Here is a 10,322-nt window from a genome sequence, read left to right on the forward strand (position 1 = left end):
TCGTCAGTCGCAATCCGATCGGGTGGGTTCCCATGTTCGACGCCTTTTCCTCGGCCCGCGAGGCCAACGTCCGCAGCGGCCCCTTCGTCGAAGGCGGCGGCGCCTACGACCCCTATTTCGGGGCCATTTCCAGCTATGGCCTCTGCGCCGGCTGCGGCCGGTTTCACGGCGTCGCCGAGGCGGGCGAGGGCGGATCGCAGGGCGTAATCGTCAACGCCGACGACCGCGGCGGGACCAACGCCAACGGCAAGCCGTCTCTGCTGCCGGCGGACGCAGGCGCCCAAATCACGCGGTCGAACCTGACCTGGGCGTCCGGCATCGGCCAACCCGCGACCGTGACGTTCGCGTTCCGCGGCACGGCGCCGACGACCATGCCGGAAGGCACGACCGGCTTCAGCACGTTCAACGCCACCCAGATCGCCGCGACCCTCGCGGCGCTGCAATCCTGGTCCGACGTCGCCAACATCGTCTTCAACCGCGTCCAGGACGCCGGCAGCGAGTTTTCCGCGACCAACAACGCGACGATCCTGTTCGGCAACTACTCCAGCGGCGCGGACGGGGCGGCCGCCTTCGCCTATCTGCCCGGTTCGGCCGGTTCGGCCACGGCGGCCCTGCCGACGTCGGTCCAGGGCGACGTCTGGGTCAACAACAGCCTCAGCTACAACGCCACGCCCGTGGCTCTGCAGTACGGGCTTCAGGTTCTGACGCACGAGATCGGCCACGCCATCGGCCTGAGCCACCCCGCCGCCTACAATGCGGGCGCCGGCGTCAGCATCACCTACGCGGCCCATGCCGTCTATTTCGAGGACAGCCGTCAGTATACCGTGATGAGCTATTTCTCGGAGCGGGAGACCGGGGGCGACCATCGCGCTGCGGGCAGCCAGTTCTATTCCGCCGTTCCGCTGTTGGACGACATCGCCGCCGCCCAGCGCCTGTACGGCGCCAACACGACGACACGGACCGGAAACACCACCTACGGCTTCAACTCCACGGCCGACCGCAGCTGGTTCAACGCGACCTCGGCCGCCAGCCAGCTGATCTTCGCGGTCTGGGACGCCGGCGGGACCGACACCTTCGACTTCTCCGGCTACACCCAGAACCAGGTCATCGACCTGCGTCAGGGCGCCTTCTCCAGCGTCGGCGCCATGATCGGCAACGTCGCCATCGCCATGGGCGCGGTGATCGAGAACGCCGTCGGCGGCACGGGTAACGACCAGATCCGCGGCAACTCGGCCAACAATCTGATCACCGGCGGCGGCGGCAACGACGTGGTCGACGGCGGGCTGGGGTCGGACACGGTCGTGTTCTCGGGCGCCCGCAGCCAGTACACCATCACCTGGAACGGCCAAGTCGGCACGGTGGTCGGGCCGGACGGCACGGACACGATCACCAACGTGGAGTTCCTGCAGTTCTCCGACCAGACCATCGCGGCGGCGGCCACCGGCGGCCTGACGGTGGCGGGCGACCCGACCGACGACACGATGAACGGCACGGAGTTCGCCGACAACCTGGGCGGCCTGGCCGGCAACGACACGATCAACGGCCTGGGCGGCGACGACCTCCTGAACGGAGGCTCTGGGACCGACACGCTGAACGGGGGCGAAGGCGCCGACGTGCTGGTCGGCGGCCTGGGGAGCGACGCCCTGAACGGCGGGAACGGCGTCGACACGGCCGACTATCGCACCGCGACCGGCGGCGTGACCGTCAGCCTGGCGGCCGGAACGGCCACCGGGGCGGCCGGAAACGACACCTTGACGGGCGTCGAGGACGTCCAGGGCAGCACGTTCAACGACGTCCTGACGGGCGACGGCGCCGCCAACACCCTGCGCGGCAACGGCGGCATCGACACCCTGAACGGGGGCGGCGGCAACGACGTCCTGTACGCCGGCGCGCCGGCGGAGTCGGCGGCCGACGACGTGATCAAGGCCCAGGGCACGGCGAACGGCGGCATCGGCACGGCGGTGAACCTCAACGGCACCTTCGATCGCCAGGCCAACGCGAACATCCGCAACGCCACCACCGTGTCGCATTCCACCGTGGTGGCCACGTCGCACGGCGCGGAAGAATTCTATGCCTTCACCGTGACGGCGGGCGACGTCATCGTCCTGGACGTCGACGGCGCGGCCTTCGACACGGTGCTGCGTCTCTATGGCCCCAACCAGGCGGTGCTGGCGACCAACGACGACGCCGAGGGCGCCGACGTCGACGGCGGCGCCTCTACGGACTCGGCCATCACCTTCACGGCCACTGAATCCGGCACCTTCTACTTCTCGGTGTCGCGGTGGGTGTCGGGCGGCGGCGCGACCCTGGTGACCGGAGCTCCGGCCGCGGGCGCCACCTACACCGTCCATGTCTCGGTCCCCAGCCAGACGCCGGTTCCGATCACCCTGCGGGGATCCACCCTGAACGGCGAGGACGGGAACGACACCCTGGTCGGCGGGACCGGAGCCGACGGCCTGAGCGGGGGCGCGGGCGACGACACCCTGATCGGCGGCGGCGGATCGGACACCTTCGTCGGCGGGAGCGGCTTCGACACCGTCGACGCGTCGGGCGCCGGCGTCGTGATCGCCGATCTCCAGGGCGGAACGCTGAGCATCGGCGGCGTGGCTTCCACCGTCTCCGGAATCGAGGCGATCATCGGCGGCTCCGCGGTCGACACGATGAGCGGCGACGCCAACGCCAACACCCTGTTCGGCGGCGGCGGCAACGACGTGCTGACGGGACGCGGCGGTTCCGACTCCATCAACGGCGGGGACGGATACGACGTCTCCGGCTATGCCGGCGCGCGCAAGAACTACGGCACGGTCAACTCGACCACCGTCGTCGGCGGGCGCGAAGGCGGCACGGACACGCTGACGGCCATCGAGGCGGCGGCCTTCGTCGACGGCCTGATGACCTTCAACGCCGACAGTCAGGCGGCGCAGCTGATGCGGCTGTATTCGGCCGCCTTCGACCGTGAGCCGGATGCCCTGGGCTTCCACATCCAGCTGGACGCGCTGGAGAGCGGGGTCTCCACCCTGACCATGGCCCAGCGCTTCCTGGCCTCGGACGAGTTCGTCAGCCGGTTCGGCGCGCTGAACGACGTCCAGTACATCCAGCGGCTCTATACGAACGCCCTGAACCGGGCGCCGTCGAACAATGAGATCAACGACTGGCTGGCCTATCTGGGCGCCGGCAACACGCGCGCCCAGCTGATGCTGGTGTTCGCGGAATCGACCGAGCACCGGAACCTGACCTGGTCGACGCTGTCGAACGGCCTCTGGGTCGGCGACTCCGTCACCGAGAGCCTGGCGCGGCTTTACGACACCGTGTTCAACCGTCTGCCGGACGAGGACGGGTTGATCACCTGGCGGACCTCGCTGGGGGCCGGCACGACCCTGTTGAGCGTGGCCACGACCTTCCTGGCCTCGGCGGAAGGCCAGGCCATGTACGGCGGCCTGTCCAATGCGGACTTCGTGACCAAGGTCTATCAGACCGCCCTGAATCGGGCGCCGGACGCGGGCGGTCTGGCCGCCTATGTGGCCGGCCTGAACGCCGGGACCATCACGCGGCAGCAGATGCTGGTGGAGTTTTCGGAGTCGGCCGAGCATCGGGCCATCACCCTGCCGACCTACGTCGGCGGCGTCCCGACCCAGACGGCCGCGCCCGCGCCGGTCGAGCCGGCGGTCAAGACGGTCGATGAGGACTTCGACGGTCCGCAGATCCAGCCGGGACTGGAGGCCAAGGACCGCGGCGACGACGCGGGCCCGCAGGTGCTTCCCGCCCTGTCGGACGCCGGAGGCAAGGACGCCGGCCCGCAGACCGTGCCGTCCGATCCCGAAGCCGGAACGTCGAAGGATGCGGGCGCCCAAATCCTGCCCGCCTTGGCCGACGGCCCGGTCGACGCCAAGGAGGCCGAGGTCGCCCAGATCCTGCCGGGGCTGACCGCCGACGACTTCCTGGCCGTGCCGGAAACGCTGGAGCCGGCCCGCGACTGGGCCGGGCTGACGGCGAAGCTGGGCGACGTCGCGCCGCAGGTGCTGCCGACCCTGGCCGACGACGACTTCCTGCCCATCGACTTGAAGGACGGCGGAGCCCAGATCCTTCCGGTCGAACCCGGTCTGGACCTGGAGGCCCTGTTCCAGCCTTCGCAGGAGGACCTGGCCCTGGCCCAGGCGCTGGACGCCTTGACGCCGCCGGCGACCAAGCCGCTCGGCTTCGAGGCCGAGGAGTTCTGGCACCAGCTGCCGGCCTCCGACGCCTTCCAGTAAGGCGCGGTTCAGTCGAACGAGGCGACGGGCGGCTGGAGGTTCCAGCCGCCCGAAGCGACTCCGGCCGCGAAATCGGCGCGGGCGGAGACGTCGTCGGCGGCGCAGACCATGAAGCCGAGAACGCCGATTTCGACCCGCTCCCCCGATCGGGCCGGTCGATCGTCCGCGGTCGCGGTCAGGCGCACGCGGACGGGACGGTCGGGGCCCGGCGCCGTCGCCTCGACCACCGCCCACCGCACCGAGTCCGCAAGCACGTGGCCCTTGGTCTCCGGACCGTCGCCCACACGGATTTGATAGGCGCGACCTTCACCCGGCGCGCTCAGGCCCAGATGAAGACGCAGAGGCGTCCCCTCGGACAGGTCGATGCGGAAGACCAGATCGGCCCCGGCGCCCCTCGCCCGACAGCCCCAGGGTTCCGGCGGAGCCCAACCCGGCCCATCTCGAAAGACCTCGTCGGAGCGGGCGCCGAAGCCGACCCCCAGCGCCGTCGGCCGGGAGAGTCGGTGCAGCCTGCCGGGCACGACCGAGGGCCAGGGCGCCGCGGCCCCGTCCGGCCGGTCGCCCCACGCATCGATCGCGGCCAGCATGTCGGCGCCCAGGGCGCGCCAAGGGCGCGGCCGGAACCGCTCCCGAATGTTCCTTTCCAGCGTCCCGCGCCAGGCGTCGTCGAAGCTGAGCCGATCCATGCCTTCGACGAGAGCCTCGACGTCGCCGGGGCGGTAGTAGACGGCCAGGCCGCCGCCCGCCTCGGGGATCGACGAGCGGTTGGACGCCAGCACCGCCTTGCCGCGGCTGAGCGACTCCGTCACCGGCAGGCCCCACCCCTCGTAGAGGCTGGGATACAGGGTGAAGAGGCAGTGGCGGTAGAGCGCGTCCAGCTCCGCGTCCGACATCCCCGACAACATGCGGACATGCCGAGCGAGCTGCGGGTCCGAGGCCAGCCGCTTGAAGACCGCGTCGTTCAGCCAGCCGCGCCCGCCGACGCACACGAGCCTGGGCGTTCGCTCCGGACCGTGCGCGCGGAGCATCCGCTGAAGGGCGCCGAGAACCTCGATGTGGTTCTTGCGCGACTCGATGGTGGAGACGAACAGCATGTAGCCGCCGGGGGTCAGCCCGTGCGTCTGCAGCACGGTCTCGCCGCCGAGCGCGAGCTGCGGCTTGCGGAACTCCGCGTCCAGCCGGACCACGCGGATGCGGTCCGCCGCCACGGACCGGCCCATGCGTTCGGCCACCGCCAGCAGGTCCGCCCGCGACGCCTCCGAATTGGTCAGGAAGGCGTCGGCATGGTCGAACACGCCCAGCGCCCAACTGACGAAGTCCCGCACCAGCGGCGCCACGCAGTGCTCGGGCGCCATGATAGGGATCATGTCGTGGACGAAGGGCGCGTAACGCACGCCGAACCGGCGCTGGGCCTCGCGGACCTTCAGGAAATAGTTCTGGAGCCACCAGGACGTGCCGAGGTTGATCAGCCAGGCGCCCGTGGGAAACCGCAGCGCGGGGGCCAGGGCCAGCTCGGTGCGCAAGGCCTCCAGCCGCATCCGCCAGCCCGGCTCGGCCAGGTCGCCGCCGGCCAGGGCGGCCTCGGCGAGATCGAGGAACTGGTCAGGCGGGACCTCGACCCAGCCGTCCCGGGACTCATGAAACGCGCAGACGCGCGTCCGAGCCTGGGCGTCGGGGTCCGTCAGAAGCGCCGACAGGACCTCGATCTGCACCCGCTGTATTCCCGTGGGCAGGCGGGAGTGGCCGAAGTATCCGATCAGGTCGGAGACGTCGAAGACGGCGACAGGCCCGGACGGCGCAGGCGGCGACAGGGCGGGCAGCGCCTCCAGCCCCGCACGGACGGCGTCGACGGCGTCCTGCGGCGCGCCTTCGCCCAGGGCGTCCAGCGCGTCCTGGAACGTGCGGGACAGGGCGGCGGCGTCGGTCGAGAACAGACGGGTCCGCCGCGCGGGCGGACGCAGGGCGCGCGCCGCCGCCCGGCGCAGGTCTTCCGCCAACTCGGCCCCCCTATCCAGCGCCCCGCGAAGACCGGCGACCGCGTCCGTCATCGACCGATCACGCTCGACCGCGCGCACATAGGCCTCGGCCGCCTCGTCGATCCGCTGCTGGACGGTCATGAGGTGGCCCAGCTGCATCCAGGTGTCGGCCACTCCCGGCCGCAGCGCCAAGGCCCGGCGGTAGGCCGCTTCCGCGTCCGCCGGACGGCCGGATTCCTTCAGCGCATGACCGTGTTGCACGTGGATGTCGTCACGCGCCGGATCGAGTTCCAGCGCCTGGGCATAGAGCCGCGCCGCCCGTTTCCAGTCCCGGGCGTCGCGGGCCGCGTCGGCGGCGGCGATGCGGTCCCTCGGCCCTCCGCTCACGCCGCCCTCAGCCAGGCGTAGACCTCCAGGGCCTCTCCCACATCCTCGAAGACGCGCCCCTTGCCGTTCTCGATGACCAGGGCGTGGTCGCAGTGATCGCGGATCAGACGCTCGTCATGCGAGGCCATGATGAAGGCGCGGTCGGCGCGACGGTCGAACAGCTCGATCCGGCACTTTTCCTGGAACCGCGCGTCGCCGACGGCGACCACCTCGTCGATCAGGTAGCAGTCGAACTCCACCGCCAGAGACAGACCGAAGGCCAGGCGCGCGCGCATGCCGTCGGACCATTGCTTCACCGGCCGCTTCAGGGCCTCGGCGCCCAGTTCGGCGAAATCCTCGACGCGCTCCAGCGTCCGGTCGAACGGCCTTTCGTACAGGCGTGACAGGAAGCGGACGTTGTCCAGGCCGGACAGACTGCCCTGGAAGCCGCCGCCGAAGCCGATCGGCCAGGACGGCGTCATGCGCCAGTCGACCGTTCCCCGCGTCGGCGTCCAGGCCCCGCCCAGGATGCGGATCAGGGTCGACTTGCCCTGGCCGTTGCGCCCCAGCACCGCCAGCCTGCCGCGCCGGTCCAGGTCGAAGTCCAGGTCGGCGAAGACCGGCCGAGGCGAGCGGGGCCAGGCCTTGGTCAGGCCACGCACCGACAGTCCGGGGGGGGTGACCACGGGCCTCATGCCGCCTGCCTGTGCTCACGCAGGCCCAGAATCAGAAGACGGCCGACGCCCCAGATCAGCAGGGTCGAGAACAGCACGATCAGGATCGAACGCCACCGGCGGGGTCGGGTGGCCTCGTCGGCCGCCAAAGGACCGGCGACGCGCTCAAGGTACAGGGATTGGCGCCGCGCCTCCTGACGCGCCTCGATCAAGGCCGAGGTCGCCTCGGCCAGTTGCCGGTCGGCGAACTGGCGCTCCAGAACCAGATCCTCATAGGCCGAAACCTGGGGAGCCAGACTGTCGGCGGCGCCGGCGATGCGGGCGCGCTCGGCGGAGATCTGACGCTCCAGCGCGCGGATGCGGCCGTCCAAGCTGGGCAGCTGGGGGCTTTGCGGCGCTTCGGCGGCCAGCTGGGCGCGGTCGGCGCGCAGGGTGGCCAGCTGGGTCGTCAGGGCCACGATCACCTGACCGCCCGCCTCGGCGGCGCCTTGCGGGTCGATGAAGCGCTGGCGGTTGCGGAATCCGGTCAGCCGGGAGGACGCCATCGCCAGCCGCGCCTCGGCTTCGTCCACGGCCCGGGCGGCCTCGGTCACGGCGTCGGCGGCGGCGCGTACGTTCAGTCGGTTGACCAGCCGTTCCCCGCCCTGGAGCAGGTTTTCGGCGAGCCTGCGCGCGTCCTCGGACCGATAGGCTTCGACCCGCAGCACGCTGATGCCGGTGGTGGAGTCGTAGCCGACGGTGACGAAGCGGCGATAGGCCCTGTGCAGGCCCTCCACGGTGCGGCCTTCGCCCAGCCGCGGCCAGCGCGAGACCGGATCGGCGCCCGGCGCGCCCAGCACGGCCTCGAGGCGGCCCGCGTCGCGCAGTTCGACGACGGCGTCGCGGGACCGCATCCAGTCATGGACGGCGAAGGCGTCGGTCTGAGCCGACGCCAGTCCGGCGCCCTGCAAGGCCAGGCCGACCGACGTCGGCGGCGGGCGGGTTCCGGCCCGCACGATGAACCGCGCCTCGGACACGTACCGCGGCGAGGCGATGAGCAGGAAGTACACGGCCGCCGCCAGCGTCGGCAGGGCGACGACCAGCAGGAAGCCCCACGGCAGCGGACGATCCGAGAGCGGGAGCCGCGAACGCCGGCGCGCGGCCTCCATGCCGGAGAACAGGCCGACGACGGGGCTGGGGCGTTCAGCATCGCTCATGGGCCGCGCCCTACTCCGTCTCCAGCCGATCTCGGGCGCCGGCGGTCAGGGCCAGGCCGAAGAGGATCAGGACCCCGCTCCACACCGAGGCATAGACGGGATTCCAATGTGTTTCCACGAATTCGCCGAAGACCCCGGCGCGGAGCATCTCGACGGCATGCGGCAGGGGGATCCACAGCACCGCCTCGCGCGCGGCGGGCGGCAGCCAGGACACCATGAAGAAGGCCCCGGACAGCGGGATCATGGCGTAGGTCAGCAGCGGCACGATCCGCTCCATGACCGCATGGCGCTGGGCCAGGCCGGCGAAGATCAGGGCCAGTCCGAAGCCCATCAGACCCAGCAGGATCCAGCCTCCGTACATCAGCGCCCAGTCGCCGGGCGGACCCACCTGGCCCAGCGCCGCCAGCAGAGCGTACACGACCGCGAAGGCGGCCGTCGCGCCCAGGAATTCCAGCAGGTTGCGGGCCAGATAGAGGTGCAGGACCGCCACGCCGCGGTGCATCAGCAGGCCCTGATTGGCGGACAGGGCGTTCAGGCTCCAGCCGATCTGATGGCGCAGCAGCAACAGGGCCATGTAGCCGGTCATGACCATGGGGCCCAGCCGGACGCCATGTTCGTACTCCGGCCGGATCAGGGCCCAGAGGCCCAGCACGCCCAGGCAGAACAGCAGGGGCTCGCCCACCAGCCAGAGAAACCCCAGGCCGTCCCGGCCGAACCGGGTGATGAGTTCGCGCATCATCAAGGCGCCGACCACGCGGGAATGGCTCGTCAGGGCGCGCACGGAACTCACCGCCCGACGATGCGGGCCGCGCGCGCCGGGCGCAAGCCGTCGTTGACGCGAGACCGCACGTCCGGCACCTGAGGGGTCATGAGCGGCGGCACGATCGCGATCATCCCCGCCCGCGCGGGCTCGACCCGGCTTCCCGGCAAGAACGTGCGCCCGATGGCGGGCCGGCCGATGGTGGCCTGGACGCTGGACGCGGCGCTGAACGCCCGCGCGCTGGACCGGATCGTGGTCTCGACGGACGACCCGGCGGTCATGGACGTCGCCGCCGACATGGGCCTGCCGCCACCCTTCCGCCGACCGGCGCACCTCGCCGGGCCGGACGCCTCGGTCATCGACGTGATCGCCCATGCTCTGACGGAAGTGGGCGGGCGGTGGGATCACGTCGTCCTGTTGCAGCCGACCTCGCCGCTCAGGACGGCCGAGGACGTGGACGACGCCGTGGCCGCCTGCCGCGACGCCGGGGCGCCCGCGCTGATTTCGGTGTCGCCCCTGCCGAAACCCGCCGCCTTCTATGGGCGTCGGACCCGCGAAGGATCGATGAGCGCGGCGGGAGACGTCCAGACGATGCGCGTCATCAACGGCGCCGTATATGTGGGAAGGCCCGAAAGGGTGATCGCGGCGGGGACGTTCCGCATCGACGGCTGCCTGGCCTGGGACATGCCCGCGGATCGCGCGTGGGACGTGGACACGGCCGAAGAATTCGCCGCCTGCGAGAGCCTTTTGCTCCAGAGAGGCTAGAGCGTGGCCTTGGAACCACGCTTCGCCGACGAAACCCAAGCGCCGCCGTTCTGGCTCGACCTGCATCGTTCTCGCTGGTATGCAACCCGCGAGGCGGCGCGTCCGCCGCACAATCGTGAACAGGGCTGAGGGAATTCCGATGCGTCTCAAGGGTATTTATCTGGCGTCCGGCGCCGCCGCCGCCATGGCGCTCTCCGCTGGCGCGGCGTCTGCGGATCCGCTGGGCTGGTACGGCGCGATCGACGCCGGTTGGCACAAGGCCGAGGCCTCGGGCTTCGAGCTTGGCGGGACGTCGACCGAGAACGAGTTCGAGCTGAAGGAAGACTGGGCGGCGT

Annotated in this window: 6 protein-coding genes and 1 pseudogene; 3 read left to right on the forward strand and 4 right to left on the reverse strand. The window is 71.0% G+C overall.

The annotated features are described in order from the left end of the window. Positions 1–32: 32 nt before the first annotated feature. Entirely contained in the window at positions 33–4,250 is a 4,218-nt protein-coding gene (locus VGN45_RS12475) for a DUF4214 domain-containing protein (RefSeq protein ID WP_327462936.1), read from the forward strand. 8 nt (positions 4,251–4,258) lie between these two features. Here VGN45_RS12475 and VGN45_RS12480 read toward each other — a convergent pair whose 3' ends face one another. From VGN45_RS12480 to VGN45_RS12495, 4 genes are read right to left on the reverse strand one after another with little or no spacing between them, the layout of a single operon-like run. After that, a complete protein-coding gene (locus VGN45_RS12480) occupies positions 4,259–6,613 on the reverse strand; it encodes a glycosyltransferase family 4 protein (RefSeq protein ID WP_327462938.1) in 2,355 nt (784 codons plus the stop codon). Further along, positions 6,610–7,278 carry an ABC transporter ATP-binding protein gene (locus VGN45_RS12485; protein WP_327462940.1) on the reverse strand — a complete coding sequence of 223 codons (669 nt, stop codon included), beginning with the start codon at positions 7,276–7,278 and terminating at the stop codon, positions 6,610–6,612. The genes VGN45_RS12480 and VGN45_RS12485 overlap by 4 nt, the downstream gene beginning before the upstream one ends. Positions 7,279–7,283: 5 nt before the next feature. After that, positions 7,284–8,462, reverse strand: a complete 1,179-nt coding sequence (locus VGN45_RS12490; protein WP_327462942.1) for a chain-length determining protein — start codon at positions 8,460–8,462, stop codon at positions 7,284–7,286. Positions 8,463–8,472: 10 nt separating this feature from the next. Continuing rightward, complete coding sequence (locus VGN45_RS12495; RefSeq protein ID WP_327462943.1) at positions 8,473–9,243, reverse strand: ABC transporter permease; 771 nt, start codon at positions 9,241–9,243, stop codon at positions 8,473–8,475. Positions 9,244–9,330: 87 nt separating this feature from the next. Between VGN45_RS12495 and VGN45_RS12500 the strand changes: the two genes are divergently transcribed. Next, positions 9,331–9,987, forward strand: a complete 657-nt coding sequence (locus VGN45_RS12500) for an acylneuraminate cytidylyltransferase family protein (protein WP_327462944.1) — start codon at positions 9,331–9,333, stop codon at positions 9,985–9,987. A gap of 139 nt (positions 9,988–10,126) precedes the next feature. Continuing rightward, positions 10,127–10,322, forward strand: a pseudogene (locus VGN45_RS12505) (cell envelope biogenesis protein OmpA); the annotation flags it as partial.

The organism is Brevundimonas sp. (assembly GCF_035999125.1).
Taxonomy (GTDB): domain Bacteria; phylum Pseudomonadota; class Alphaproteobacteria; order Caulobacterales; family Caulobacteraceae; genus Brevundimonas.